The sequence below is a fragment of the Microbacterium sp. SL75 genome (assembly GCF_026625865.1).
Taxonomy (GTDB): Bacteria; Actinomycetota; Actinomycetes; order Actinomycetales; family Microbacteriaceae; genus Microbacterium.
In genome coordinates, this window is the sequence record NZ_CP113067.1 from 1,418,548 (window position 1) to 1,444,279 (window position 25,732).

The 25,732-nt window shown below is 70.4% G+C and carries 25 protein-coding genes; 7 read left to right on the forward strand and 18 right to left on the reverse strand.

Annotation, left to right across the window (positions count from 1 at the left end; genetic code table 11):
- Positions 1-388: 388 nt before the first annotated feature.
- Genes OVA17_RS06560 through OVA17_RS06575 form a run of 4 tightly spaced genes read right to left on the reverse strand, consistent with a single transcriptional unit; the run spans position 389 to position 5,569 of the window.
- Entirely contained in the window at positions 389-1,168 is a 780-nt protein-coding gene (locus OVA17_RS06560; RefSeq protein WP_267788988.1) for a DUF6671 family protein, read from the reverse strand.
- A 53-nt stretch (positions 1,169-1,221) separates the two neighbouring features.
- The gene (locus OVA17_RS06565) at positions 1,222-1,545 is read right to left on the reverse strand and encodes a P-II family nitrogen regulator (protein ID WP_210075779.1); all 324 of its coding nucleotides are present in this window, start codon (positions 1,543-1,545) and stop codon (positions 1,222-1,224) included.
- A complete protein-coding gene (locus tag OVA17_RS06570) occupies positions 1,545-4,094 on the reverse strand; it encodes a DUF2309 domain-containing protein (protein ID WP_267788989.1) in 2,550 nt (849 codons plus the stop codon). Before OVA17_RS06570 ends, OVA17_RS06565 begins: the two co-directional genes overlap by 1 nt.
- Entirely contained in the window at positions 4,094-5,569 is a 1,476-nt protein-coding gene (locus OVA17_RS06575) for a proton-conducting transporter membrane subunit (protein WP_267788991.1), read from the reverse strand. The genes OVA17_RS06570 and OVA17_RS06575 overlap by 1 nt, the downstream gene beginning before the upstream one ends.
- Before the next feature lie 98 nt (positions 5,570-5,667).
- Here OVA17_RS06575 and OVA17_RS06580 point away from each other — a divergent pair, with 98 nt between their 5' ends.
- The 3 genes from OVA17_RS06580 (at position 5,668) to OVA17_RS06590 (ending at position 7,699) form a co-directional block, all read left to right on the forward strand.
- Entirely contained in the window at positions 5,668-5,940 is a 273-nt protein-coding gene (locus tag OVA17_RS06580; protein WP_115916228.1) for a helix-turn-helix transcriptional regulator, read from the forward strand.
- Positions 5,941-6,328: 388 nt separating this feature from the next.
- Positions 6,329-6,703, forward strand: a complete 375-nt coding sequence (locus tag OVA17_RS06585; protein ID WP_267788992.1) for an ArsR/SmtB family transcription factor — start codon at positions 6,329-6,331, stop codon at positions 6,701-6,703.
- Between the two features lie 18 nt (positions 6,704-6,721).
- The gene (locus OVA17_RS06590) at positions 6,722-7,699 is read left to right on the forward strand and encodes an SRPBCC family protein (protein WP_267788993.1); all 978 of its coding nucleotides are present in this window, start codon (positions 6,722-6,724) and stop codon (positions 7,697-7,699) included.
- 164 nt (positions 7,700-7,863) lie between these two features.
- On the opposite strand, the gene fdhA is transcribed toward OVA17_RS06590, so the two are convergent.
- The 4 genes from fdhA to OVA17_RS06610 all read right to left on the reverse strand — a co-directional run bounded on the left by fdhA (position 7,864) and on the right by OVA17_RS06610 (position 11,555).
- A complete protein-coding gene (gene fdhA, locus OVA17_RS06595) occupies positions 7,864-9,081 on the reverse strand; it encodes a formaldehyde dehydrogenase, glutathione-independent (RefSeq protein WP_141376916.1) in 1,218 nt (405 codons plus the stop codon).
- Between the two features lie 197 nt (positions 9,082-9,278).
- Positions 9,279-9,713, reverse strand: coding sequence for a hypothetical protein (locus tag OVA17_RS06600; RefSeq protein ID WP_267788995.1), 435 nt, complete (start codon positions 9,711-9,713; stop codon positions 9,279-9,281).
- 148 nt (positions 9,714-9,861) lie between these two features.
- On the reverse strand, positions 9,862-10,317 hold the full coding sequence (gene sufU / locus OVA17_RS06605; protein ID WP_267788996.1) for a Fe-S cluster assembly sulfur transfer protein SufU: 456 nt from the start codon (positions 10,315-10,317) through the stop codon (positions 9,862-9,864).
- Positions 10,314-11,555 carry an aminotransferase class V-fold PLP-dependent enzyme gene (locus OVA17_RS06610; protein WP_267788998.1) on the reverse strand — a complete coding sequence of 414 codons (1,242 nt, stop codon included), beginning with the start codon at positions 11,553-11,555 and terminating at the stop codon, positions 10,314-10,316. The genes sufU and OVA17_RS06610 overlap by 4 nt, the downstream gene beginning before the upstream one ends.
- A gap of 112 nt (positions 11,556-11,667) precedes the next feature.
- Between OVA17_RS06610 and OVA17_RS06615 the strand changes: the two genes are divergently transcribed.
- The 3 genes from OVA17_RS06615 (at position 11,668) to OVA17_RS06625 (ending at position 13,039) form a co-directional block, all read left to right on the forward strand.
- Positions 11,668-12,099: a chemotaxis protein CheY gene (locus tag OVA17_RS06615; protein ID WP_115916214.1), complete on the forward strand. Its 432-nt coding sequence runs from the start codon at positions 11,668-11,670 to the stop codon at positions 12,097-12,099.
- The gene (locus OVA17_RS06620; RefSeq protein WP_267789002.1) at positions 12,096-12,407 is read left to right on the forward strand and encodes a winged helix-turn-helix domain-containing protein; all 312 of its coding nucleotides are present in this window, start codon (positions 12,096-12,098) and stop codon (positions 12,405-12,407) included. The genes OVA17_RS06615 and OVA17_RS06620 overlap by 4 nt, the downstream gene beginning before the upstream one ends.
- Before the next feature lie 155 nt (positions 12,408-12,562).
- Complete coding sequence (locus tag OVA17_RS06625) at positions 12,563-13,039, forward strand: hypothetical protein (protein WP_267789003.1); 477 nt, start codon at positions 12,563-12,565, stop codon at positions 13,037-13,039.
- A gap of 238 nt (positions 13,040-13,277) precedes the next feature.
- Here OVA17_RS06625 and OVA17_RS06630 read toward each other — a convergent pair whose 3' ends face one another.
- The 7 genes from OVA17_RS06630 to OVA17_RS06660 all read right to left on the reverse strand — a co-directional run bounded on the left by OVA17_RS06630 (position 13,278) and on the right by OVA17_RS06660 (position 21,205).
- A complete protein-coding gene (locus tag OVA17_RS06630; RefSeq protein ID WP_267789004.1) occupies positions 13,278-13,949 on the reverse strand; it encodes a response regulator in 672 nt (223 codons plus the stop codon).
- Positions 13,946-16,468 (reverse strand): ATP-binding protein, encoded by a 2,523-nt coding sequence (locus tag OVA17_RS06635; protein WP_267789363.1) that lies wholly within the window; start codon positions 16,466-16,468, stop codon positions 13,946-13,948. Before OVA17_RS06635 ends, OVA17_RS06630 begins: the two co-directional genes overlap by 4 nt.
- Before the next feature lie 69 nt (positions 16,469-16,537).
- Positions 16,538-17,122 carry a potassium-transporting ATPase subunit KdpC gene (gene kdpC / locus OVA17_RS06640; protein ID WP_267789006.1) on the reverse strand — a complete coding sequence of 195 codons (585 nt, stop codon included), beginning with the start codon at positions 17,120-17,122 and terminating at the stop codon, positions 16,538-16,540.
- An 11-nt stretch (positions 17,123-17,133) separates the two neighbouring features.
- The gene (gene kdpB / locus OVA17_RS06645; protein WP_267789008.1) at positions 17,134-19,290 is read right to left on the reverse strand and encodes a potassium-transporting ATPase subunit KdpB; all 2,157 of its coding nucleotides are present in this window, start codon (positions 19,288-19,290) and stop codon (positions 17,134-17,136) included.
- Positions 19,290-20,975, reverse strand: a complete 1,686-nt coding sequence (gene kdpA, locus OVA17_RS06650) for a potassium-transporting ATPase subunit KdpA (RefSeq protein WP_267789010.1) — start codon at positions 20,973-20,975, stop codon at positions 19,290-19,292. Before kdpA ends, kdpB begins: the two co-directional genes overlap by 1 nt.
- A gap of 3 nt (positions 20,976-20,978) precedes the next feature.
- Positions 20,979-21,068 (reverse strand): K(+)-transporting ATPase subunit F, encoded by a 90-nt coding sequence (gene kdpF, locus OVA17_RS06655; RefSeq protein ID WP_074696280.1) that lies wholly within the window; start codon positions 21,066-21,068, stop codon positions 20,979-20,981.
- Complete coding sequence (locus OVA17_RS06660; RefSeq protein ID WP_267789013.1) at positions 21,065-21,205, reverse strand: hypothetical protein; 141 nt, start codon at positions 21,203-21,205, stop codon at positions 21,065-21,067. The genes kdpF and OVA17_RS06660 overlap by 4 nt, the downstream gene beginning before the upstream one ends.
- 271 nt (positions 21,206-21,476) lie before the next feature.
- Here OVA17_RS06660 and arfB point away from each other — a divergent pair, with 271 nt between their 5' ends.
- Positions 21,477-21,914, forward strand: coding sequence for an alternative ribosome rescue aminoacyl-tRNA hydrolase ArfB (gene arfB, locus OVA17_RS06665; protein WP_267789014.1), 438 nt, complete (start codon positions 21,477-21,479; stop codon positions 21,912-21,914).
- 193 nt (positions 21,915-22,107) lie between these two features.
- Here arfB and OVA17_RS06670 read toward each other — a convergent pair whose 3' ends face one another.
- From OVA17_RS06670 to OVA17_RS06680, 3 genes are all read right to left on the reverse strand, one after another.
- Positions 22,108-22,476: a PLD nuclease N-terminal domain-containing protein gene (locus OVA17_RS06670; RefSeq protein WP_267789015.1), complete on the reverse strand. Its 369-nt coding sequence runs from the start codon at positions 22,474-22,476 to the stop codon at positions 22,108-22,110.
- Positions 22,477-22,658: 182 nt separating this feature from the next.
- Complete coding sequence (locus tag OVA17_RS06675; RefSeq protein ID WP_267789016.1) at positions 22,659-24,752, reverse strand: APC family permease; 2,094 nt, start codon at positions 24,750-24,752, stop codon at positions 22,659-22,661.
- 100 nt (positions 24,753-24,852) lie between these two features.
- Positions 24,853-25,701: a serine hydrolase domain-containing protein gene (locus OVA17_RS06680; RefSeq protein ID WP_267789017.1), complete on the reverse strand. Its 849-nt coding sequence runs from the start codon at positions 25,699-25,701 to the stop codon at positions 24,853-24,855.
- Positions 25,702-25,732: the final 31 nt, after the last annotated feature.

Genomic DNA, 25,732 nt, shown 5'->3' on the forward strand with positions numbered 1-25,732 from the left:
TCACCGGTCCCCCCGGCACTGCGAACGTAGCGTTCGACGAGTTCTTTTCGCAAAACGAACATTTCTGCGTTTCGGGGGAGAGGGTCCGGCCGGCGGCCGGCGACCTCGAACAAGTGCTTGGTGTAGTGGGCTGGTCAGATCTCGCGGAGTCTTGCTCGCCCCGGAGAACGGTGCGGCGGCTCGATAGCCCCTGATTGCTCGGCGAGGATGGCGGCTCAAAACGCTCTGCCCATTCGTGCGCGTCGCCGCGTAATGGCCGGCGGTGATCGCGGGCCAGGCGCCCTTCGGTGCGTCCGGCCCGTGCAGACCGAAAATCGACAACTCACCGTCGGGTGAAATGGTGAGTCAACCGCGCGCCGCACCTCCCGCACCGGCTCCAAAGCCCCCCTCACGGATTGCACCTATCGCACGTGGCCGGGTCGGCCTCACGCTGGGGTCGCCGGCGCTCGCGCTGCTCGTCGCACGCGGGGCAGCCGTCGACGTCGATGCGCACCTGCGAGGTGGCGTTGCCGCACGCGCCGCACCGCAGTCCGCGAACGACGCCCACCGTGCCGAAGCCCGGGCATCCGCACCCCGGACACAGGCGGTTCAGCCGGGCCGCGAGCAGCCACGACAGGCGTCGCAGCACCCGTCGCCGGGTCGGGTTCATGTGCGCGCGCAGGTCGGGCTCGAGCTCGACGGGGCCGCGGCGCAGCAGAGCGTCGATGACCGCGGCATCCTGAATCCCTTTATGCATCGCGGTGTCGGTGCGCGCGACGACGGCCTGATGGGGAAAGCCCGCGCGAGCGAGGTAGCGCCGCACCTCGCTCTCGGTACGCACGACACGTGCCGGGGCGACGTGCGTGTACTGGCGGATGCCGTGCCGCACGCGAATGCCGCGTTCGATGTCGATGAAGACGGCGAGCTCCTCGTGCACCATGGGTCCGAAGCCCCCGAGTGCTGGGGCGTACGAGGCTTCGGTCGCCAGCCCCGTGGAGGTACCGAGCTCGAGAGCGGCGGCCCGCGCCTTAGACGTGGCCGCCTGCTCGGGAGTGCCCGCCCTCGGCACGTCTCGGGTGAACGTGCCGAGGGAGTCTGTGTCGAGCTGCACCGTCGGGCTGACACCCGCGCCGAGCCACCGGGCGAAGGCCGGGGCGAACGCGGTCTCTTTCCCGTGCAGGGTTCCCATGGCGGTCGTGTGGCCGACGTACGGCGACCCCGCTCGACTCGTCGCGGCGCACATCAGGCGAAGTAGTCCGCGCGGCTGACCGAGGTCGGCGAGACGAACATCACGCCGGAGGCGTGGTCGAGGACGGGGCGGATGCCGGCGACGATCGCGTCTGCCTTCTCGGGTGCCACGACGGTGACGAGCAGCGTCAGGGTGTCGTGGTCGTTGAAGAGCAGGCGGCCGCCGCGGGGGCCGTGGTGGCCCACGCCGGCCACGCCGGTGATCGCGGTGTAGCCGCGGGCACCCAACGACTGCATGAGGGCGGACACCTCGGCGACGTCGTCGCTCGCGACGACCACCTCGATCTTGGTCATCGGGGTCAGCTCGGACAGGCTCATCAGCGGATCTCCTTCGTGGTGGTTTCTTCGTGGACGGCGGGGAGGCCGGAGTGGTCGTGGGCGTCGAGGTCGTCCGCCTGCCAGCCGTAGCGACCCCACCGCATCCAGCGGGCGCTGTCGTGCTCGCGGACGCGGAGGGTGATCCAGCGGTTGGTGACCAGGGTGCGGACGGCCTCGGAGGCGTCGATGATGTCGTTCACTCGAGCGAGCGGGGCCTCGACGAACACCTGAAGTCGGATCGGTTCGTGCCGGGACGCGCGGCCGACGCCCACCGACTGCCAGGGCAGCCCGAGGCGCAGGTCGCCGCCGTATCCGGAGAGCACGCCGACGGTGCCGACGACGTTGTGCAAGGGCTTGGGCCCGGCGCCAAAGCGATCGGGAGCCACCGTCGAGGCCGAGTACTGGGCGTTGATCCACTGCGCCACGATCATCGGCGCCGTCAGGATCGTCTCGAGTCCCGCGCCGTCGGGGTCGGCGGCCGCGTCATAGCTGTGCAGGAAGGCGCGGCGACCGAGGTCGGCGCCCGCGGTGATCGCGCGCGGCCCCACGATGAAGGCGGCGTTGCCCACCAGGCCCCACTCGGGGTACGCCTCGGCCCAGTCCGCGGACCGGCGCTCGGTGTCGCGAATCGCGCCGTGCCGCTCGCCCGCGCCAGGCAGGCCGGCGCTGCGGTCGGCCGTGTTGGCGGCGCGTGCGGCCTCGAGCCGCCGGGTCAGCTCCAGCACGATGGTCTCGTGCGTGGCCGGGATGGCCCAGGGCTCGAGCACGGTGACCTCGTCGGTCACGGTGTCCATCTGCGCCGCGACGAAGAGCGTGTCGGCCGGTATCGAGACGCCGCGACCGGCGAGGGCGGCGCGCGTCTCGGGGTCGTTGAAGATCATGGCCGCCGCCCGGGCGTTGGGCTCGCCCTCGTGTCCGCCGCACGCGCCGCACTGCAGCGATGAGGCGAAGGGGTTGTTCGTCACCGAGGCGCCGTGCCCCGTCAGCAGAACGATGGGCGCGAAGCCGTCGACGAGGCCCATCATCCGCAGCGCCGTCTCGGCGTAGAGCACGCGCTCCTCGAGGGCGAAGACGACGTTCGCGTCGACGTGCGTCGACGGCTTCGCAGGGCGCATCCGCGACACCAGTGCCCGCCATGCCTCGGGAGCGAGCGTCCGCGCCGCACTCGCCGCGCCGAGCACCCATCCGGCGGTCTCGGCGAAGGCGTACGGTGCGACGGCGGACTCTTTGAGCGCGTCGATCGTGGCATCCCGTTCCACGCTCGCCGAGTGCTGCCGCCTCCAGCGCGCGATCGCGTCGCGCTCCACGGACGACTCGGTGATCGCGACGCGGGGCGTGAGGAGCACCGGGCACGAGGCCACCTCGGCGGAGCCGTCGGCGGGACGGAACGAGATGGGGGCGGCGAAGAAGCCCGCGAAGCCGAGCGTCTCGACCTCGCCGGCGGCTTCGAGGTGCCGCCGAAAACTCTCGGACCGCGTGTCGATGCAGAAGACCGCCTGCGCGAGCGGTCGCTGGGTCCGAGCGCTCGGGCGAAGCACCGGCGCGGTCGCCGGGGCGAGCTCGCGCGCGATGCCCCTCTCGAATGCCTCCTGCCAGACGGCGAGCCGCGTCACGGGCTCGATGAGAGAGAGGACGGGTCGCAGGGCGGTGCGCACCTCGCCGTCGTTCGAGTCGACGCCGAGGGCGAGAGCGACGGCGCCGATGCGGGCGGTGTCGTCGACCGCGGACTCCTCGCTCGCAGCTCGGGTCGGGAGGGAGGCGTCGGAGGGCAGCAGCAACCGTTCGAGCGTTGCGCGGATGGCGACGAGCGCGGTCAGGTCGATACCGGTCGTGGCGCTGTGTCGGACGAGGGCGGCCCACCCCGGCAGCGCGAGCACGTGGGCCCGCAGGAAGGACTCCGCCGCGGGCCCGTCGAGCTTCCACCGGGCGAGCGCTTCGCCGATGGCCCCGGCCGGGTCGTCGGAGCAGTTCCGGATGCCGCTGCGCACCCGCCGCGACAGGGTCGGGTCGAGTGCGGCCAGGCGCCGCCAGGCCGTCCACATGCTCTCGCCCTTCGTCGACCGCGACCAGGGCGCGGTTCCGAGCGAGGTGGCGAGCCAGCGCGCGGTGAGGTCGTCGATTCGCGCGTGGATGCGTGGCGACAGACGCGCCGCCGGCGTCGGCTGCGGGGAGGGTGCCTTCATGGGAGGAGTGACGAGCAGATCATGTCCGAGCACTTCGCCGACGGTGGTGGCCAGGCCGCCGATGCGCAGGACGCGGGGCGATCCCGCCTCGGACACGGTGAACCGCAGGGCCGCATGGAGGTCGGCGGGCGAGATCCGTCCCTGCGCGTGCAGGTCGCGAAAGCGCTGCTCGGGAAGGGACAACAGGATGCCGTGATCTCCGGCGATCCGTCCCATCGCCTCCTCCCAGTCGAGGCTCTCGTAGCCGGCCACGGGGTTGCGGGCGATGAAGGTCTCGAGTGGGAAATGCGGCGAGATGCTGCGACCGGCGGCGGCGATCCAGCCCCGGATGACGGCGGGCGAGGGAGGGGAGGCGAGGGCGGTCATCAGAATCTCCGGTACTCGAGGGGGCCGTCGGCGGGCGCCGGGGTCCAGGGCGTGTCGATGCGGGGTGCGGCCGGGGGCAGGGGTGGTCGGCCCCACGCGAAGGCGAAGGCGAAGAGGCGGTCAGCGAGCGGACCGGAGCTTCGCGCGACGAGACCCGAGGCGGCGGCGATCGCGAAGACCGCGATGGCGAGTACTGCGGGTGCGGGTGCGGCGGCGATGACGGGGGTGAGCGCTTCGGCGGCGGGGAAGACCACCGCGAGATAGGCGGCGGTGGCGGCGGCCAGACCGGCGACGAGGGCCGTGCGGGTCGCGGCCGGCGATGAACCCCCGCCGATCCGAGCCCCGGCGATCACCGCGGTGGCCCAGGCGAAGAGGAGGAGCACCGCCGCGCTGTGAGTGATCGCACCGGATGCCGCCAGCGCCGCCGCCCCGGTCAGGAGCACGACTGCACCGCCGACGATAGCGCCGCCGCGGGATGCCACCGGGAGCGCGATCGCCCGGCCCTTCAGCGCGTGCTCGACCGCGGAGCCGGCGCCGAGGAACAGGCTCGCCTTGTAGAGCGCGTGACCGATCGCGTGGACCAGGGCCACTCCGAAGGCCCCGAGCCCGCAGGCCAAGAGCAGGAACCCCATCTGCGCGGCGGTGGACTGCACGAGGCGGCCCTTCACGTCGGGGCGCGTGAGCATGGCGAGGGTCGCCACGATCATCGTGATCGCGCCGGCGACGGCCACCACCCAGGGCCCCACGGCGGAGGGCACAGCGGCATAGCGCAGCAGGAGCAGCGCGCCCGCGTTCACGAAGCCCGCGTGCAGGAGCGCCGAGACCGGGGTGGTCGTCGCGGCGGTCGCGGGGAGCCATCCGTGCAGGGGGAAGGAGCCCGCGCGGGCCACGGCCGCGACCGCCACCAGTGCGCTCACGACCGCCGACGAGGAGTCGTCGAGGCTACCGAGGGCTGCGAGCGAGACGGAGCCGGTCGACGCCACCGCCACGACGACGGCTGCCCACAGGGCCGCGTCTGCGAGCAGCAGCGTCACGGCGCTGCGCACCACCGCCACGCGCGTCTGCGGGCCGGCGCCGCCCGTCGAGATGAGGGCGATCATGCTGACCGTGCCGAGGGTCCACCCGGCTGCGAGGAGCACGACGTCGTTCGCGGCGATGGCGGTGGTCGACCCGACGGCCGCGAGCGACGACAGCGCGAAGAAGGTGCGCGATCGGGGGTCGCCGCGCAGGTTGCGGCTGGCGTAGGCCTGCACGACCACGGTGAGGCCGACGACCAGCAGCGCCAGAGCGGCACCGGCGATGTCGACGTCGGTGGCGAAGGCCGACGCGAGGCCCGCCGCGGCGAACGCCGCGGCGACGGCTGCAGGCCAGACGGCGAGGGAGCCCGGGGTGTGGCGACGCGCGACATCCGGGAGGAGGGCGGCGACGACCGCGGCGAGCAGCGCGGCGATCGTGAGCGGGGCGAGAAGCGACATGCGCAGCACATTACCTGCAAAAAATTGCTGGTGTCAAAAAACAGGTAACAAATAACCGGTGCTTTGATTCCGGTACAGCAGGTCAGTATGCTGTGGCGATGACGACATGGACGTTCCTCACCAACCACGCCCATGTGTTCATCTACGTCGCCCGCGACCCCGGTGCCCGCGTGCGTGAGATCGCGGATGCCGTCGGCATCACGGAGCGCACCGCGCACGGCATCCTGGCCGACCTCGTCGACGCCGGGTATCTGAAGCGCGAGAAAGAGGGCCGACGCAATCGGTACGAGTGCGTCGAAGACCTTCCGCTGCGCCACCCGATCGAGAGCGATCACCCGGTCGGGGCTTTGCTGCAGGCGCTGCGGGGCTGAGTTCGAGGGTGCCTCCGCGCCCGATCGACCCGATCGACTTCACCGTGCAGGCTGCCCCGGCGTTCGTCGCTGCCGCCCCGCCGGCCGCGACGCTCGGCTCCGCGTACTCGTGCATCTTCGTCGCATCGAGCGACCCGGCGCCGACGGTCGCAGGAGCGTCGGCCTCCACATCGCCGGCTGAGGTGCTGGCCTCAACGGGAGCCGCGGGGATTCCGGGCGCGGTCGCCATCGCGGTGATCCTCCCACGCCCACCGGCGCGCGCCCGGCAGGAGCTCGACGAGGCGGCGATCACGCGCGCATTCGCCGGCTGGCCTGTTTCACCCCGCGCAGGTGGTGGTGTGAACGACCCCCTTGCAAGCACGGGAATGGCACGCTATTTTGCAACCAAATGGTTGAAGATAAGAGCGCCGCCGACATTGACCGGGTCTTCCACGCCCTGGCCGATGCGACGCGCCGCGACATCGTGCGGCGCACCCTCGTCTCCGAACAGTCAGTGACGCAGCTCGCCGCAGCGTACGCGATGTCGTTCGCCGCCGTGTCGAAGCACGTCGCCGTGCTCGCCGAGGCGCGACTCATCACCAAGCGTGCGGAGGGGAGGGTGCGACTCGTGTCCGCCGACCCCACCGCGCTCGCCCGGGTGCAGGAACTGCTGCGCTCGTACGAAGACCTCTGGCGCGGCCGCGTCGACCGACTCGAAGCGATCCTGCTCGAAGACGCCGGGGTGCCGGCATCCGTTCCGCCCTCCGAACCCACCGAGATCTGAACCGACGAAGGAGTCGTCATGCCCGTCACATCTGTCGAGAGCGACGCTGCAGCGCTCACCATGACCCTGATCGCCGACTTCGCGGTCGGCGTCGAGAGGCTCTGGGCGGTGTTCACCGATCCGCGTCAGCTCGAGCGGTTCTGGGGTCCTCCCGGGTGGCCCGCGACCTTCGCATCGTTCGACTGCGCGGTGGGTGGCCGGGCGCGCTACGCCATGGCCAGCGCCACCGGCGAGGTCGCGCGAGGGAGCTGGGAGTTCCTCGCCATCGATGCGCCGCGGGGCTTCGAGGTGATCGACTCCTTCGTCGACGAGAACGGCGACCCCATCGACGGCATGCCCGCCATGCGCATGACCTTCTCGTTCGACGAGACCGCGACCGGGTCGCGGCTGACGAACGTCACGTACTTCGACTCCGAAGAGGCGCTCGAGCAGCTCACTGCGATGGGCGCGGTCGAGGGCTCGACGCTCGCGATGAACCAGCTCGACGCCGTGGTGCAGGATCTGCGCGCATTCGCTCAGGGCAAGGGCACACAGCTCGAGATCCTCGACGACCGGCACGTGCGCATCACGCGTCTGATCGACGGGCCGCGTGAGCTCGTCTGGCGCGCGCACGTCGACCCCGACCTGATGCGACAGTGGATGCTCGGCCCCGACGGCTGGCGCATGACGCACCGCGAGGTCGACCAGCGTGAGGGCGGCACGTACCGGATCGCGTGGGAGCCCGAGCCCGGCGCCGAGGGAGAGCCCTTCGGCTTCGACGGCGAGATCCTGCTCCTCGACGAGCCCCGCCGCGTGGTGCAGACGGAGCACATGACCGGCACCGATTACCCCGCGACGATCAATGACTTGTCGCTGTACGAAGAGGACGGCGCGACCCTGGTGACCCTGCTGATCGAGTATCCGGATGCCGAGACCCGCGACGCCGTGCTGGCCACGGGCATGGTGGACGGGATGGAGCAGAGCTTTCAGCGGATGGAGCGGGTCATCCTCGGGTGATCGGCGCGCGACGCCTGCAGATCGGCGGGTGGCCCCGAGAGAGGCCCTAGTGGTGCGGGGGTGAGTCTCCCGCGCACCGAAGCTCGCAGAACCGCGCGAATCTCGCAGGATCCGGGAGGAAGGCTGCGAGGAAGGGCCGGCTCTGCGCGCTCCGGTGCGGGTGATCAGCTCGTGATGTACCCGTTCGGGTTCAGCACGTACTTGCGCGGGGCGCCCTTGTCGAAGTCGGCGTAGCCCTGTGGGGCGTCGTCGAGGCTGATGGGCGTGGCGTTGACGGCTTTCGCGATCTGTACCTTGTCGTGCAGGATCGCCATCATCAGCTGCCGGTTGTACTTCATCACCGGGCACTGACCGGTCGTGAACGACAGCGACTTCGCCCAGCCGAGGCCGAGTCGCAGCGACAGCGAACCGACCTTCGCGGCCTCGTCGACCCCGCCCGGGTCGCCGGTCACGTACAGACCCGGGATGCCGACCCCGCCGCCCGCCGCGGTCACGGTGAACAGCGAGTTGAGCACCGTCGCCGGGGCCTCGTGGCCCGCGTCGGACCCGTGGCCGCGTGCCTCGAAGCCGACCGCGTCGACCGCGGCATCCACTTCGGGGACTCCGAGGATCTGCTCGATCTGTTCTCCGGGGTCGCCCTTCGACACGTCGACGCTCTCGAACCCGAGCGAGCGCACCTGCGCCAGGCGCTCCGGGTTGAGGTCGCCGACGAGCACCGCGGCCGCGCCCAGCAGCTGCGCGCCGACGGCGGCGGCGATGCCCACCGGTCCCGCACCGGCGATGTACACCGTCGATCCGGGGCGGACGCCCGCGGTGTACGCGCCGTGGAAGCCCGTGGGGAAGATGTCGGACAGCATCGTGAGGTCGAGGATCTTCTCCAGCGCCTGCTCGCGGTCGGGGAACACCAGCAGGTTCCAATCGGCGTAGGGCACGAGCACGTACTCGGCCTGTCCGCCGACCCAGCCGCCCATGTCGACGTAGCCGTAGGCGCTGCCGGGGCGGTCGGGGTTCACGTTCAGGCAGATGCCGGTCTTGCCCTCCTTGCAGTTGCGGCAGCGGCCGCACGCGATGTTGAAGGGGACCGAGACGATGTCGCCGACCTTGACGAACTCGACGTCGGGTCCGACCTCGATCACCTCACCGGTGATCTCGTGACCGAGCACGAGGCCGGCCGGAGCCGTGGTGCGCCCGCGCACCATGTGCTGGTCGGAGCCGCAGATGTTGGTGGAGACGGTGCGCAGGATCGCACCGTGGGGGACCTTGCGGCCCACATTCGCCGGGTTGACGCCCGGTCCGTCCTTCAGTTCGAACTCGGGGTAGGGAGTGTCGATGACTTCCACGACACCGGGCTCTTTGTACGCCACTGCCTTGTTGCCGGACATCTTCGTCCTCTCCGGCCGGGTCGTCCCGGCCTGATCGTGTCCCGCGGTGCGGGGGCCGCGGCCCCGTCCGACGCGGCACTACCGGGTTCGGCGGTGAGAGACGCGAAGGATGCCCTCAGCCAAGACGTGGACGCCGGACGCGTCAAGGGATGGCGCGAGAAGCCGCCCGGTGCATCATGCGGCCGATGGTCGTTCGGTCAGGACGAGGGTGCCGCCCGCCGGACGGCCTCGCGGATGCGCTCCTCGACCTCGTCCGTCACCTCGACCACGGCGAACGAGACCGGCCACATCGGACCGTCGTCGAGCTGAGCGCTGTCGTCGAAGCTGACCGTTCCATATCGCGTCTTGAACTTCGAGGCCGGCTGGTAGAACACCACGACCTTCCCGTCCTTGGCATAGGCGGGGAAGCCGTAGAAGGTCTTGGGGTTCAGGTACCCCGCCTCTTCGAGCACGATCACGTGCAGGCGCTCCGCGACCGCGCGGTCGACGCCCTCCAGCTTCTCGATCGCCTCGAGGCAGGCTTCGTTCTCCTTCTGCAGCTTCGCCAGGCCCTTCAGGCCCTTCATCGCCCTCAGCTCCTCGGCGCGCTGCTTCATCGCCGCGCGTTCTTCTTCGCTGAATCCGGTGGCCATGGCATCCGCCTTCGTTGAGGTCTGACCGAAAGAGTAGCGCGCGTCAGGCCCGCGTATCCTCCGGGATTCGCGCAACCTCAGCTCGGATCGGTGGATGCCGGCTGACTTTGCGTGGATCGCTGAGGTGATGCCGCTCGCGGCGCCGCGCTCAGGCCTGCCGCAGCCCCTCTTCGAGCGCGACCCAGGCGAGCATCGCGCACTTCACGCGGGCCGTGAACTTCGAGACACCCGAGAGGGCGGCGGCGTCGGCGAAGGTCTCCTCGTCGAGGGGGATCTTGCCTCGCGAGCGCAGGGACTCACGGAACGACGCGATCAGCGCTTCGGCGTCGGCTCGCGGCATCCCTTCGTCTCCGCCGTCTTCTTGCAGCAGAGCGACGAGCATCGACGCCGAGGCCTGCGAGATCGAGCAGCCGGCGCCCTCCCAGGTCACCGAGGCGATGCGATCACCCTCGACCGAGACGCGCAGCGTGATCTCGTCGCCGCAGATGGGGTTGCGCTGATGCACGGTGGCGCTGTGAGCGCCGGGCTCGGCGAGACCGAACCCGCGTCGGTTCTTCGCGTGGTCGAGGATCAGCTCCTGGTACAGGGATTCGAGGCCGCTCATGCGCCCACCCCGAAGAAGCCGCGCACGCCCGAGACGGCGTCGAGCAAGGTGTCGATCTCGTCCTCGGTCGTGTGGATGGCCGCGCTCGCGCGGACCGACGCCGTCATGCCGAAGCGGCGGTGCAGCGGCTGAGCGCAGTGATGTCCCACGCGGACGGCGACCCCGCGCGAGTCGAGGAACTGACCCACGTCGTGGGCGTGGACCCCCTCGACCTCGAAGGCCTGCAGGGCGACCCGCTCCGCGGCATCCGTGTCTCCGAGAAGACGGATGCCGTCGATGGAGCGCAGCCCCTCGCGCAGGCGCTTCTCGAGCGTCGCTTCGTGGGCGTGTGCGGCCTCGAGGTCGTGCTGGCCGAGCCAGCGGACGGCGGCGGCGAGGGCGACGGCCTGCGACACCGGCTGCGTGCCGGCCTCGAAGCGCTGCGGCGCGGGCAGGTACTCGGCCTTGTCGAGGGTGACGGTCGTGATCATCGACCCGCCGGTGGTGAAGGGCGGCAGGCTGTCGAGCACCTCGTCACGGCCCCAGAGCGCCCCGATGCCGTACGGCCCGTAGATCTTGTGCCCCGAGAAGACGGCGAGATCGACCCCGGATGCCGGCAGGTCGAGGCGCAGGTGGGGAGCCGACTGGCACGCGTCGAGCACCGTCAGCGCGCCGACGCCGCGAGCCAGGGTCACGAGCTTCGCGACGGGGTTCACGATGCCGAGTACGTTCGACACGTGCGGGAAGGCGACGACCTTCGTGCGCTCGCCGATGAGTTCGGCCGCGGCGTGCAGGTCGAGCATGCCGTCGTCGAGCACCGGGATGTGCCGCAGACGCGCACCCGTTCGGGCGGCGAGTTCCTGCCAGGGGATGAGGTTGGCGTGATGCTCGGCCTCGGTCACGACGATCTCGTCGCCCTCGCGCAGGCGCCCGGCGTACCCCAGCGATCCCGCGACGAGGTTGAGGCCGGCGGTGGCGCCGCTCGTCCAGACCAGCTGCTCGGGCTCGGCGCCCACGAACTCGGCGACCGTGACGCGCGCGTCCTCGAACAGCTCGGTGGCCTCGGCGGCGAGGGTGTGCGCGCCGCGATGCACGGCCGAGTTGGCGGTTTCGAGGAAGTCGCGCTCGGCGTCGAGGACGGCGCGCGGCTTCTGGCTCGTCGCGCCGGAGTCGAGGTACACGAGGGGTCGGCCGTCGATCTCGGCCTGCAGGATCGGGAAGTCGGCGCGCACGGCGGCGACGTCGAAGGGGAGGGTCACCCCTCCAGGCTACGTCGCATGGGGTGGTGGCGGATCGTGCAAAAAAGAAAAGAAGAAAGTACTTGCCTACTCGGAAAGTAGTTGCCATGATCGAGTCAACGAAAGGATCGCCATGGACCACACGCCCGCGATGACCGCGTCGGAAGCCCAACTGCTGCTCGATCGCGCCGACCGCCTCAGCCACGCCGCACACAACGCAACGCGGTGGCCGTACATCAGCTTCATCCTCGCGCTCGGGGTGGCGACCTCGATGGGCACCTTCGCGATGGCCGTCACGACCGGAGATACGTTCGGCCTCGCCTACGTGAGCTTGCTGGCCGTCGTATTCGCCCTCATCATCTTCTTCGTCGTCAGCATCCAGGGCCGCGCCGCCTTTGCTCGCGGCCGCCGCTGGACCGCCTACATCGCGAGCTGGTTCGCGTCGTACGCGCTCGCCCTGGCAGTCGTCATCTGGGCGCACGGCAACGTGCTGCTCGCGGCGCTGGCCTCGGGCCTCGTGCTCGTCGTCTCCCTGGTCTGCGCGGCGCGCGAGGCTCGGTCGTGACCACGTCGACCCCGCATCCTCGGCACCGGCTCGACGAGCTGCTCCAGAACTCCGTGCGGTTCTCGATCCTCGCGGCCCTCGACCGGGCGGCCACGCTGAGTTTCAAGGAGGTTCGGGATGCCGTCGAGGTCACCGACTCCGCGCTGAGCAAGCAGGTCTCGACGCTCGAGGGCGCCGGCTACATCGCTGTGGGGAAGTCGTTCGCGGGCAAGATGCCCCGCACCTCGCTCACCCTGACGAAGGAGGGGCGAGCGGCGTGGAGGAGCCACCTCGACACGCTCCGCGAGATCGCGGGGACGTCGGTCTGAGCCGTTCGATCGTTCGACACCGCGTCTCACCGACTCCTCATGGACGAGTCGATGAGACGCGGTGTCGTGCGCGAAGAGTGAGGAAGCCGGACCGGACCGTTCGGAAACCGTGAGCACCCCGGGATCGCCCTCGCCGGGAGCGTAGACCGGATGCCATGACCCTCACGGCCCTGCTCCCCACCCTTCGATCCAGCATCCCGGCCCCCTTCGACGCGGCCGCCTGGCCCGCCGGCTCGACCCCCACGCTCGACGACGTCACCGTGCGGGCCGTGTCGGTCGGTCGTTTCGCCGACATCTGCGGAACGCCCTGCGTCTGCACGGGCCCCGCGGTGATCCCGGCGTCGGGCGGTGTGGCATCCGCGACGCTGTCGACGACCGTGGTGATCGCGACCGTGACGGATGCCGGCCCCGATACGCTGCGCCTCGATGCTTGCGTCGCCGGGCTCGAGGCCGTCTGGCGCGAGGCGCGGCTCATCGGCCGCGTGTCCCGCGCGTACGACGAGCCGTTCGCCGTCGTCGACGCGCACGGCGAGGAACCGTGCGGCGCGGTCGTGCTGCCCGGGGACGTCCGCGTGGGCGATCGCATCGCCTTTCCCTGCCCCGGATGCCACACCGTCGGCGAGGTCCGCTGATGCTGCTGCACTCGATCGTCTTCGCCTCCCGCTGCGCGCGGGTGCAGGCGGAGTTCCTGGCCGCGGAGGCCGAAGACGAGGCGGCCGACGAGCGTAACTCCTGAGTTTCGGGCCCGGCTCCTGTGGCAGCCGGCCCGGGCTCCGGTGTCGGCGCGTCTTTCCGACCGGGGGACAAGCCGCCGCGGCGCGAATCTCAGGAGTTCGGCACGCTCGCGGCGGTGGTCCCGCCCGGGCCCGCTCACACGACGAGCCGGTACCCCATCCCCTGCTCGGTGAGCAGGTGCACGGGCGCCGAGGGATCGACCTCGAGCTTCTTTCGCAGTTGCGACATGTACAGCCGCAGATAGCCCGAGTCGGCGACCTGTTCGCTCGCCCAGATCTCTTTGAGCAGGGTCTGGCGCGTCACGAGAGAACCGGGGTTGCGGGCGAGGAACTCGAGCATGCGCCACTCGGTCGGCGTCAGGTGCACGCGTGCGCCTCCGCGCAGCACGGCCTTGGCCGACAGGTCGACCTCGACGTCGCCGAAGCGCACGACGGCATCGCCCGACGACGGCACTGAGCGCCGCGCGTGCACGCGCAGACGCGCCAGCAGTTCGTCGATCTGGAACGGCTTGGTGACGAAGTCGTCTGCCCCGGCGTCGAGCGCCTCGACCTTGTCGGCCGAGCCCGTGCGACCCGAGACGACGATGATGGGCGCCGTCGTCCACCCGCGCAGGGCGTGGATCACCTGCACGCCGTCGAGGTGCGGCATCCCGAGGTCGAGAAGGACGATGTCGGGGTGCGCCCCCGCGGCGAGGGTGACGGCCGCGGCACCGTCGGCCGCCGCCACCACGTCGTAGCCGTGCGCGGCCAGCGTGATGCGCAGGGCTCGCACGAGCTGCGGGTCGTCATCGGCGATGAGTACCTTCACGGCATCCTCCTCGAGATTCCGGATGCCGTGGCCTCCGTATCGGCCACGGGCAGCGCCACGACCATGGTGAGGCCGCCGCCGGGGGTGTCCTCCGGGGTGAGCGTGCCGCCCATGCCCTCGGCGAAGCCGCGCGAGAGGGCCAGGCCCAGGCCCAGACCCGCGGTGTTGTCGGTGTCGCCCAGGCGCTGGAAGGGCGAGAACATGTCCTCGCGGCGGTCGGCGGCGATACCGGGGCCGTGGTCGATCACGCGGATCTCGGCGGTGCCGCCGAGGCGGCTCGTCGCGATGCGGACACGCTCGCCGTCGGGCGAGTAGCGCTGGGCGTTGGTGAGCACGTTGACCAGCACGCGCTGCAGCAGCACGGGGTCGGCACGGAGCATCGGCAGGTCGGGGTCGAGCGCGAGCTCGACGTCGTCGGGGCCGAGGTCGAGCTCGTCGAGGGCGGAGAGCACGACACCCGCGGCGTCGGTCGCCGTCAGAGACACGGCGAGCACGCCGGCCTGCACGCGGCTGACGTCGAGCAGGTCGGTTACGAGCACGGACAGCGTCGCCAGGCTTTCGTCTGCGGTCTCGAGCAGCACCTGGCGGTCGTCGTCGGAGAGCTGGTCGCCGGCGGCGCGCAGGCCGCCGAGCGAGGCGACGGCGGCGGCGAGCGGACGGCGGAGGTCATGGCTGACGGCCGACAGCAGGGCGGTGCGCACCTGGTCGGTCTCGGCGAGCGCGCCGGCCTCGGCCGCGGTCTCGGCGAGATCGGTGCGCTCGAGTGCGGCGGCGAGCTGCGCCACGACGACGTCGAGCAGACGTCGTTCCGAGGCGTCGAGGTCGCCGCCGTGCAGCTCGAGGGTCGCGCGCCCGTCGCCGACGGGCACCGCGACCGCGCGATCGTCGCGCACGGGCTCCCCGTCCGTGGCGAGCACCGTGCCGTCGGCGGCGACCAGGCGGACTCCCGCGAGGCCGAACGCCTCGCGCGCGCGGCTGATCAGCGCGGGCACGGCGCTCTCGCCCCGCAGCACGCTGCCGGCGATCGTGGCGAGCATCTCGGACTCCGCCGCGGCGCGTCGGGCGGCCCGCGCGCGGCGGGCGGCCTGGTCGACGACGACGCTGACGAGCACGGCGATGACGACGTACAGCGTCAGCGACAGCGCGTGCGCGGGGTCGCTGATGGTGATCGTGTAGATCGGTGCGATGAACAGGAAGTCGAGCGTGACCCCCGACAACACGGCCGCGAACACCGCCGGCCAGATGCCGCCGACGAGCGCGACGACCACGACCAGCAACTGGTAGGCCAGGACGTCGGCGGTGATCGACTCGTCGGAACCGGTGGCGATCATCAGCAGCGACAGAAGCGGACCGCCGACGAGGGCGGTGACGAAACCCAGGATGCGCCGCTTCGCGCTCAGCGCGGGGCCCGCGAGCCGGGGGAGGGCGAACCGGCCGCCCGCGCGGGCGTGGTTCACGATGTGCACGTCGATGTCGCCCGAGGCGCGGATCACGGTCGCCCCGATGCCCGGTCCGGTAAGGGCTGCGCCCAGACGACCGCGCCGGCTCACGCCGATGACCAGCTGCGAGGCGTTGACCGATCGCGCGAAATCGACCAGGGCGGTGGCCACGTCGTCGCCGACGACCTGGTGGTAGGTGCCGCCCAGGGTTTCGACCAGGGCACGCTGTTCGGCCAGGGCGCCGGGGGCGCTCGCGCGCAGGCCGTCCTGCGTCGACACGTGCACGGCGAGCAGCTCGCCGCCGGCCGACCGCGCGGCGATGCGGGCCCCGCGACGCAGCAGCGTCTCGCCCTCGGGCCCGCCGGTCAGGGCAACGACCACGCGCTCGCGCGCCTGCCACGACCCTTCGATGCCGTGCTCGCTGCGGTAACGCTGCAGCGCGGAGTCGACCTCGTCGGCGAGCCAGAGCAGAGCGAGTTCGCGCAGCGCCGTCAGGTTGCCGAGGCGGAAGTAGTTCGACAGAGCGGCGTCGATCCGCTCGGCGGGGTAGACCGAGCCCGCGGCGAGGCGATCGCGCAGGGACTGCGGTGCCAGGTCGACGACCTCGATCTGATCGGCCGCCCGGACCACGGCATCCGGGACCGTCTCGCGCTGCACCACGCCGGTGATCTTCTCGACGACGTCGTTGAGCGATTCGATGTGCTGCACGTTCACGGTCGTGATCACGTCGATGCCCGCGTCGAGCAGCTCCTCGACGTCGGCCCAGCGCTTGTCGTTGCGAGAGCCGGGGACGTTGGTGTGCGCGAGTTCGTCGACGAGCGCGATTCTCGGGAGCCGTTCGAGCACGGCATCCAGGTCCATCTCATCGAGCGCGACGCCGCGGTGCGCCACGGCACGGCGCGGAACCACCTCGAGGCCTTCGGCTTGCGCCGCGGTCGCGACGCGGCCGTGCGTCTCGACGATCGCGATGACGACGTCGTGGCCCTCCGAGCGCAGCCGGCGCCCTTCCTCGAGCATCTCGTATGTCTTGCCGACGCCGGGGGCCATGCCCAGCAGCACGCGCAGGCGCCCGCGCTTCACGAGGCGTCCCCCGTGCGCGACCGGGGTTCCGGCGACGGGCGACAGGGTCATGACAGCGATTCTCGTCTCTCAGCGGGCGTCGAGCGCGCGATTGAGCTCCACGACGTTCACGCGCGGGTCGCCGAGGTATCCGAGATCGCGGGGAAGCGTGTGCTCCGACACGAGGGCTGCGACCTCGGACGACGGGATGCCGCGGGCTTCGGCGACCCGTGCGACCTGGCGTTCGGCGTTCTCGACCGAGATGTCGGGGTCGAGGCCCGAGCCCGAGGCGGTCACCGCGTCGGCGGGGATCGAGCCCGGGCCGTTCAGCTCGCCGAACGCCGCACGGCCCTCTTCGATCGGGGCGATCAGGTCCGGGTTCTCGGGGCCCAGGTTCGAGCCGGTCGAGGCCGAGGAGTCGTAGCTCGCGGCAGACGGTCGCGACTGGAAGTACTGGGGGAGAGCGTTGCCGTCGGCATCCTGGAACGACTGCCCGATCAGCTGCGAGCCGGTGACGGTGCCGTCGGCGGTCTTGATGAGCGATCCGTTCGCTTGGAACGGCAGGGCGACCTGTCCGACCGCGGTGATCAGCAGCATGTAGGCGACGCCGAGCAGGAGGGTGAAGACGACCATCGCGCGGACGGCGACGGCGGTGGTACGCAGGGTGGTGCGCATGACGGGGCCTTTCAGAAACCGGGGAGCAGGCTCACGACGAGGTCGATGAGCTTGATGCCGATGAAGGGGACGATGACGCCGCCGAGCCCGTAGACGAGCAGGTTGCGGCTGAGGATGCTCGACGCGCTCGCCGCGCGGTACTTCACACCGCGCAGGGCCAGGGGGATCAGCACGATGATGACGATCGCGTTGAAGATGATCGCGCTCGTGACGGCGGAGGCGGGGGAGTGCAGCCCCATGATGTTCAGCGCCGCCAGGCCCGGGAACACGCCCATGAACATCGCCGGGATGATGGCGAAGTACTTGGCTATGTCGTTGGCGAGCGAGAACGTGGTCAGCGCTCCGCGCGTGATGAGCAACTGCTTGCCGATGCGCACGATGTCGATGAGCTTGGTCGGATCGGAATCGAGGTCGACCATGTTGCCGGCCTCTTTCGCGGCCGAGGTGCCCGTGTTCATCGCGACGCCCACGTCGGCCTGTGCGAGTGCCGGAGCGTCGTTCGTGCCGTCGCCGGTCATCGCGACGAGGTTGCCGCCCTCCTGCTCGCGCTGGATGAGCGCGAGCTTGTCCTCGGGCGTGGCCTCGGCGAGGAAGTCGTCGACCCCGGCCTCGGCGGCGATCGCCTTGGCGGTGAGCGGGTTGTCGCCCGTGATCATCACGGTGCGGATGCCCATCGCCCGCAGCTCTCCGAAGCGCTCGCGGAGGCCGTCCTTGACGACGTCCTTGAGGTGGATGACGCCGAGCACGCGGCCGCGCCCGTGCGAAACTCCTGAAGATTCGGGGGCGAGGGTCGCCACGACCAGGGGAGTTCCGCCGGATTCAGCGATCTCGTTCGTGAATTTCAGGAGTTCAGCACGGGTGGCGTCGGACACCGTCGCGCGCTGGCCGTCGAGCCAGGCCACCACGGCGGACGCGGCGCCCTTGCGCACCTGCGTGCCGCCTTCCAGGTCGAGGCCGCTCATGCGGGTCTGAGCGGTGAAGGGCACGGGCTCCGCGCCCCGGGGCATCTCGGCGACGATCCCCTGGGCCGCCGCGAGCTCGACCACCGAGACGCCCTCGGGAGTGGGGTCGGCCTGCGACGACAGCGAGGCGTACTCGGCGAGCTCGGGGCCTCCGACGCCCTGCATCGGAACGAACGCCGAGGCGCGGCGGTTTCCGTAGGTGATCGTGCCGGTCTTGTCCAGCAGCAGGGTCGTCACGTCGCCCGCCGCCTCGACCGCGCGGCCTGACATCGCCAGGACGTTGCGCTGCACGAGACGATCCATTCCGGCGATGCCGATCGCGCTGAGGAGCGCCCCGATCGTGGTCGGGATGAGGCAGACCAGCAGCGCCACGAGCACGGGGATCGAGACGGGGGATGCCGCGTACGAGGCGATCGGGTTCAGCACCAGAACCACGACGACGAACACGATCGACAGGCTCGCGAGCAGGATGTTCAGCGCGATCTCGTTGGGCGTGCGCTGGCGCGACGCGCCCTCGACGAGCGCGATCATGCGGTCGACGAAGGTCTCGCCGGGCTTCGACGTGATCTTCACCACGATGCGGTCGCTGAGCACGCGCGTGCCGCCGGTGACGGCGCTGCGATCACCGCCCGACTCGCGGACGACCGGGGCCGACTCTCCCGTGATCGCCGACTCGTCGACGGTCGCGATGCCCGAGACGATGTCGCCGTCGCCGGGGATGAGTTCCCCGGTCTCGACCAGCACGATGTCGCCGACGCGGAGGTCGCCCGAGGGGACGTCTTCGGTGGCGGCACCGGATGCCGAGGGGTCGGTGGGGGAGTACGAGACCACGCGGCGGGCCGAGGTCGTCGTGCGGGTCTTGCGCAGGGTCGCGGCCTGCGCCTTGCCGCGGCCCTCGGCCACGGACTCGGCGATGTTCGCGAAGAACACCGTGAGCCACAGCCAGACCGCGATTCCCCAGGTGAAGCCGAAGGGGAGGCCGGTGTCGTCGCCGCCGAGGAACGGCTCGGCGATCGCGATGAGCGTCGTCAGGGCCGCACCGACCCAGACGAGGAACATCACGGGGTTGCGCCACTGGGCGGCGGGGTTGAGCTTCTTGGCCGCGCCCGGGAGGGCGGCGACGACCTGAGCGGCGCTGAACGCGCGGCGCGGGGCGGCCGGCGCCTCGTCGGCAGCGGGGACCGGCGCGTGGGTGAGGGTGGACATCAGCGGGTAAGTCCTTCAGCGAGGGGTCCGAGGGTGAGGACCGGGAAGTAGGTGAGGGCCGTGACGATCACGACGACGCCGGCGAGCAGACCCGCGAACTGCGGGCGGTGCGTCGGCAGGGTTCCGGCGGTGGAGGGCACGGCATCCTGAGCCGCGAGAGAACCCGCCAGGGCCAGCACGAACACGATCGGCAGGAACCGGCCGAGGAGCATCGCCACCCCCAGTGCCGTGTTGAACCACGGGGTGTTGGCCGTGAGACCGGCGAACGCGGAGCCGTTGTTGTTCGCCGCCGAGGTGAAGGCGTAGAGCACTTCGCTCAGGCCGTGCACGCCCGGATTGAGGATCGAGGTGGTCTCGACGTCGTCCCGGATGCCGGGAATCCCGAAGCTCAGCGCGGTTCCGGCGAGCACGAGCGTGGGTGTGACGAGGATGTACAGGCTCGCGAGCTTGATCTCTTTCGGCCCGATCTTCTTGCCCAGGTACTCGGGGGTGCGCCCGATCAGCAGGCCGCCGACGAACACCGCGATCACGGCGAGGATGAGCATGCCGTACAGGCCCGATCCGACACCGCCGGGGGCGATCTCACCGAGCATCATGTTGATCATCGGCATCATGCCGCCGAGCGCCGTGTAGCTGTCGTGCATCGAGTTGACCGCCCCCGTCGAGGTGAGCGTGCTGGTCGTGCCGAAGAGCGTCGAACCGAAGATGCCGAAGCGCACCTCTTTGCCCTCCATGGCGCCGCCGGCGAGCATCGGGGCCGTCCCGTTCCCGGCCATCTCGGCCCAGGTGAGAAGAGCCGCGGATGCCACGAAGATCGCGCCCATGACGCCGAGGATCGTGTAGCCCTGGCGGTCGTCGTTCACGATCCGGCCGAAGGCACGGGGGAGCGAGAACGGGATCACCAGCATGAGGAAGATCTCGAAGAGGTTCGTCCAGGGGGTGGGGTTCTCGAACGGGTGCGCGGAGTTCGTGTTGAAGATCCCGCCGCCGTTGGTGCCGAGGAGCTTGATCGCCTCCTGCGAGGCGACCGGCCCGCCGGGGATCGACTGGGCCGCGCCCGCCACCGTCGTGGCATCGGTGAAGCCCGAGAGGTTCTGGATGACGCCGCCGGCGAGCAGCACGACCGCCGCGACGATCGAGAACGGCAGGAGCAGACGGTAGGTGCCGCGAACGAGGTCGACCCAGAAGTTCCCGATCACACCGCTGCGGCGGTACGCGAAACCGCGAACGAGAGCGACCGCGATGGCGATGCCGACGGCCGCGCTGACGAAGTTCTGAACGGTGAGGGCGGCGAACTGCACGGTGTAGCCGAGGGTGGTCTCGCCGCCGTAGGACTGCCAGTTCGTGTTCGTGACGAAGGAGACGGCCGTGTTGAACGACAACGCCTCGCTCGGGGCGTCGAAGCCCAGCGAGAGCGGCAGCACCGCCTGAAGCCGCATGATCGCGTACACGAACACGACGCCGACGAACGAGAACAGCAGCACCGAGCGCAGGTAGGCCTGCCAGGTCTGGGCGCTGCGCGGGTCGACGCCGATCAGGCGGTACGTGCCCCGCTCGACGGCGAGGTCGCGCTGACCGGTGTAGATGCGGGCGATGTAGTCACCGAGGGGGCGGTAGGCCAGGCCCAGGGCGACGAGAAGAGTGAGGCTGGTCAGGACGATCGACCAGATGGTTCCGCTATCCATGGGTCAGAACTTCTCCGGTCGGACGAGGGCGACCACGAGGTACACGACGGCGGCGACCGCGAGGACCGCGGCGAGGATCGAGAAGAAGATCACGGGCGCTCGCCCCCTCGTCCGGTGGTGCGGGACGTCGAGGGGCGGGCTTCGGGGCCCAGCTTCTCGACCCCCTTCGCGACGAGGGCGACCAGCGCGAAGAGCGCGACGGTCGCGGCGAGGAAGACGGCATCGAGCACGACGACTCCAGATTCGGGTGAACACACCGCGGAGATCCGCGGGCACCGCGGGGCGGCACGTGTGTCGATACAACTCCTCGAGCCCGCGGCATCCCGGCGTCCTAACGCTTTCCCTACGGGTCGCTGACGGACACATACGGGGTGCTTACGGGGGATCGCCGCCGCCGAGACGGCAACTCGCTGACAACCCGGTTGCCGGCTGGTGCCGAGTTGTCAGCCGGATGCCGTCTCGAGACCATCGGCGTCGCCGCCGACCGCGCATGATGGAGGCATGCTCCCCTCCGACGGATCCGACGTGCGCGTCAGCGCGGGGCTGGTGATCCCGGCCGCGGAGCTGTCGTGGCGGTTCTCGCGCTCTTCGGGGCCGGGCGGTCAGGGCGTGAACACCGCCGACTCGCGGGTCGAATTGATGTGGGATGCCGTGGCGTCGAGCGTGCTGTCACGGGTGCAGCGTGAGCGACTCATCGAGCGACTCGGTGACCGGCTCGTCGACGGGGTGCTGACGATCGCGGCATCCGAGCATCGGGCGCAGCTGCGCAACCGCGACGCGGCGCGCGCCCGCCTTTCCGCTCTCGTGGCCGAGGCCGTAGCCCCTCCCGCCCCGCCGCGACGCGCGACGAAGCCCACCCGCGGATCGAGGGAGCGCCGCCTGCAGGCCAAGCAGCGCCGCACCGACGTGAAGAGGATGCGCCGTCGTCCGACCGACTGACCCGCCCCGCCCTCCCGCCCCCTCCCCCCATGCCCGACGTTGAGTGTCCAAAACACCCGGACGCTTTTGAAAACCGTCCGGGTGTTTTGGACACTCAACAGGGGTGGGCCGCGGGGAGGGGGCCGCGGGGAGGGGGCCGCGGGGAGGGGGCAGCGGGGAGCGGGCCGGGGGAGGGGGCAGCGCGGCGTGAGCGTTATGACTGAGCGCCGCCCTCGGCCCGGCGGCGGCGCACCTGCTCCTCGAGGTCGGCGAGGCGCATCTCGCGCTCGAGGTCGGCGATCTGTTGCTCGGTGGTGCGGGTCTCGCGAGCAGCGGCCGGCGGGGGAGCGGGGTCGGTGTCCTTCTGCCAGCGCCGCGGGTCGCCGAAGGACATCGGCGTCGCTCGCGTCTCGTACTCCCGGCCGAGGGCGAACCACAGGATCGACCCGATCAGCGGCAGCAGCACGATGAAGATGATCCACGCGAATTTCGGCAGGTGCTTCACCTGGTCTTCGCGCCGGGTGATGACATCGACGAGGGCGACCACCATCACCACGAGGGTCAGCAGGGCGAGTACTGGCATGGCATCCACCCTGTCGGAGACTTCCGTCGGCGTCCACCGATTCGTCGCGACCGGGCCGGAGCCGGGGTGAGTGTCCAGAACACGCCGGAGGCACCGCCCTCCCCGCGGCGTGCTCTGGACAGTCGACGGGGCAGCGAGAACACCGACGCCCCCACCACGAAGGTGGGGGCGTCGGGCCAGACTCAGGATGCCGAGCCGGGCGGGGTCTTCTTCGGGCGGTGAGCCGTGACCTCGGCCACCGGCTGACCGCCGCGCTGCTGGCCCGGGAGGGGCCGCGAGCGGCGTCCGTAGATGACCTCGGACGAGTCGAGCAGCCACGGCACGAGCGTGATCGAGACGCCGTGCACGAGCATGAGCTGGTGCGCGAGGCGGCGCGAGCGGCGGTTGTGCAGGATCGACTCCCACCAGTGGCCGACGATGAACTGCGGCAGGTACACCGTGACCACGGCCGAGCCGTTGTTCTCGCGGTACTTCTTGATGAAGGTCGACACCGGCGAGGTGTACGTGCGGTACGGGGAGTCGATGATGACCAGAGGGATGGGCATATCGTGCTCGGCCCACTCCTTCTGCAGCTTGGCCGCGTCTTCGTCGGTGATGGCGACGTGCACCGCGAGCGTCTTCTGGTGGTTGGCGGCCAGTGCGTAGTCGATCGCCTTCATCACGGGCTTCTGCAGCCGGTTCACCAGCACGATCGCCACGTCTCCCGACGAGCCGAAGTGCACGGTCTCGTCCATGCGGATCTCGTGCTCGACGTCGCGGTAGTAGCGGTTCACGCCGATCATCAGCACCGCGAGGATCGGGATCGCGATGAACACCAGCCATGCGCCGTGCGTGAACTTCGTGATCGTGACGATCAGCAGCACCAGCACGGTCATGGCCGCACCGACGGAGTTGATCCACAGGCCCGAGACGGCGGAGCGACGCTCGATCGCGGCGGACTGCTGCTTCGCCGCCTCGGGAGTGAGCTCCTTCAACCCTCGCAGCACGCGACGCCAGTGTTTGACCATGCCGATCTGGCCGAGCGAGAACGAGACGAAGACACCGATGATGTAGAGCTGGATCAGCGTCGTGAGGTTGGCCTGGTAGACGATGAGCACGCCGATGGCGACGATGCCCAGGATGATCATGCCGTTGGAGTAGACCAGGCGGTCACCGCGGGTGTTGAGGGCCTTGGGGGCGTATCCGTCGCGCGCGAGCACCGCGCCGAGCAGCGGGAAGCCGTTGAAGGCGGTGTTGGCGGCGAGCAGCAGCACGCACGCCGTGGCGGCTTGGATGATGAAGAACGGGATGCTGTTCATGCCGAAGGTCGCGGCGGCGACCTGGGCCATGAGGCTCGGTTGCGGGTTGTTCGCACAGTCGAAGCCGATGAGGTGGCAGGGGTTCTCGGCGTAGTGCACGCCCGAGATGAGGGCCAGCATCGTCAGGCCCGCGAACAGCACGATGGCGATGCCGCCCATCAGGGTCAGCGTCGTCTGGGCGTTGCGGATCTTCGGCATGCGGAAGGCGGGCACGCCGTTCGACACGGCCTCGACGCCGGTCAAGGCGGAGCAGCCGCTCGAGAACGCGCGCAGCACCAACAGGATCAGCGCCGCTTGCGTCAACGATTCCGCCTGCACGCCGTAGTCGGCGCTCGAGGCGTGCGGCGCGTCTCCGAGCAGTGTGCGCGCGAGGCCCACGACGATCATCACGCCGACCGACCCGATGAACAGGTAGGTCGGAATCGCGAAGACGCTCGATGCCTCGCGCACGCCGCGAAGGTTCACGATCACGATGAGGATGACGAAACCGACGGCGATCTCGACGCGGAACGGATTCAACTCCGGCAGGGCCGAGATGATGTTGTCGACTCCGGATGCCACCGACACGGCGACCGTGAGCACGTAGTCGACGAGCAGGGCCGCTGCCACGATCACGCCGGGCACCTCGCCGAGGTTCTTGCTCGCGACCTCGTAGTCGCCGCCGCCCGAGGGGTAGGCCTTGATGAGCTGCCGGTAGCTCAGCACGACCACGACGAGCAGCGTCACGACGGCGACGGCGACCCACGGACTCAGGGTCAGCAGGGTCGTTCCGCCGATGAGCAGGATCATCAGCAGCTCCTGTGGCGCGTAGGCCACGGAGGACAGCGCGTCGGACGCGAAGATCGGCAGCGCCATCTTCTTCGGGAGGAGCTGCTCGTCGAGTTTCTCGGAGGTGAGGGGCTCGCCGATCAGGATGCGTTTCGCGATCGGCGTCTCTTCGCCGTCAACGCGACTTTCGTCAGTCACGGCGCGCGACACTACGCGTACTGGAGGCCATGCGCAATCTGACGCGCACGCTGTTCAATGCATGGTCGCCAGACCGTGACCTAGCGGCGCATTCTCGCAATGCGAGAAACGCTCACTTCGCGGCCGTATTCCCGATGAATTCCGCGACCGCGTCAGCGCCGCCGTGATCGTGCGCGGTCACCGTGACGACGGCGTCGCCGGCGAAGACGACGAGCTGCCCGTGGGCGCCGTGCAGGCGCCAGGCGTCGCCCGGTCCGTCCCACCCGGCGAGGGCGTAGCGACGGTACCCGGCGCCGGGGCTGCCGGTATCGATCCACCCCGAGTGCATGGCATCCACGATCCCCTCCGAGACCACCCGATGGCCGTCGATGACGCCGCCGTCGCGGATGAGCAGACCGAGACGCGCCAGCTCGGCGGTGCGCAGCTCGAGGCCCTCGCCGCCGAGGACGCGACCGTTCGGGCAGCGGCGCCACGACACATCGGTCCATCCCATCGGGGCGAACAGGCGCGGGCGCAGGAAGTCCTCGATGTCGCCGGTCCGCTGCGACAACGCGGCCATCGCCGTATAGGTGCTGGCGTTCGAGTATTGGAACACCCGGCCGCTCGAGGGGCGAGACAAGAACTCCGCGGCGAGATCGGGCCAGTCGGTCATCATCGTCTCGGACCACGGCAGATCGATGCCGCTCGACATCGAGAGCAGGTCACGCAGCGTCACCTCGGTCGCCGCGGGCAGCATCGAGCGAACCGGGTCGTCGAGCGACACGATTCCCTCGTCGGCGGCGATTCCGGCCGCCAGCACCGCGACGGCCTTCGCGACGGAGTGGATCTCCTCCCGCACATCCGGCGTCCACCGGTGCATCGCGACGTCGTCGCCCACGCGCACGTGCACGCCGTGCGCGGCGAAGCCGGTGTCGTCGATACGAGCGACGAGCGCGTCGCGAAGGGCGGCGGCGCGGGTCATGCGCCCAGGCTACGGGCCCGAGCGATTCTGC

Bases quoted from the DNA above. Each gene is read 5' to 3' on its own strand.
- OVA17_RS06600 (WP_267788995.1), bottom strand. From the start codon at position 9,713: ATGGCCACCGGATTCAGCGAAGAAGAACGCGCGGCGATGAAGCAGCGC.
- OVA17_RS06670 (WP_267789015.1), bottom strand. From the start codon at position 22,476: ATGCCAGTACTCGCCCTGCTGACCCTCGTGGTGATGGTGGTCGCCCTC.
- OVA17_RS06560 (WP_267788988.1), bottom strand. From the start codon at position 1,168: ATGGGAACCCTGCACGGGAAAGAGACCGCGTTCGCCCCGGCCTTCGCC.
- OVA17_RS06680 (WP_267789017.1), bottom strand. From the start codon at position 25,701: ATGACCCGCGCCGCCGCCCTTCGCGACGCGCTCGTCGCTCGTATCGAC.
- sufU (WP_267788996.1), bottom strand. From the start codon at position 10,317: ATGAGCGGCCTCGAATCCCTGTACCAGGAGCTGATCCTCGACCACGCG.
- arfB (WP_267789014.1), top strand. From the start codon at position 21,477: ATGCTCCCCTCCGACGGATCCGACGTGCGCGTCAGCGCGGGGCTGGTG.
- kdpA (WP_267789010.1), bottom strand. From the start codon at position 20,975: ATGGATAGCGGAACCATCTGGTCGATCGTCCTGACCAGCCTCACTCTT.
- OVA17_RS06565 (WP_210075779.1), bottom strand. From the start codon at position 1,545: ATGAGCCTGTCCGAGCTGACCCCGATGACCAAGATCGAGGTGGTCGTC.
- kdpC (WP_267789006.1), bottom strand. From the start codon at position 17,122: ATGCGCACCACCCTGCGTACCACCGCCGTCGCCGTCCGCGCGATGGTC.
- OVA17_RS06580 (WP_115916228.1), top strand. From the start codon at position 5,668: ATGACGACATGGACGTTCCTCACCAACCACGCCCATGTGTTCATCTAC.
- OVA17_RS06575 (WP_267788991.1), bottom strand. From the start codon at position 5,569: ATGTCGCTTCTCGCCCCGCTCACGATCGCCGCGCTGCTCGCCGCGGTC.
- kdpB (WP_267789008.1), bottom strand. From the start codon at position 19,290: ATGTCCACCCTCACCCACGCGCCGGTCCCCGCTGCCGACGAGGCGCCG.
- OVA17_RS06590 (WP_267788993.1), top strand. From the start codon at position 6,722: ATGCCCGTCACATCTGTCGAGAGCGACGCTGCAGCGCTCACCATGACC.
- OVA17_RS06625 (WP_267789003.1), top strand. From the start codon at position 12,563: ATGACCCTCACGGCCCTGCTCCCCACCCTTCGATCCAGCATCCCGGCC.
- OVA17_RS06570 (WP_267788989.1), bottom strand. From the start codon at position 4,094: ATGACCGCCCTCGCCTCCCCTCCCTCGCCCGCCGTCATCCGGGGCTGG.
- OVA17_RS06615 (WP_115916214.1), top strand. From the start codon at position 11,668: ATGGACCACACGCCCGCGATGACCGCGTCGGAAGCCCAACTGCTGCTC.
- OVA17_RS06585 (WP_267788992.1), top strand. From the start codon at position 6,329: ATGGTTGAAGATAAGAGCGCCGCCGACATTGACCGGGTCTTCCACGCC.
- fdhA (WP_141376916.1), bottom strand. From the start codon at position 9,081: ATGTCCGGCAACAAGGCAGTGGCGTACAAAGAGCCCGGTGTCGTGGAA.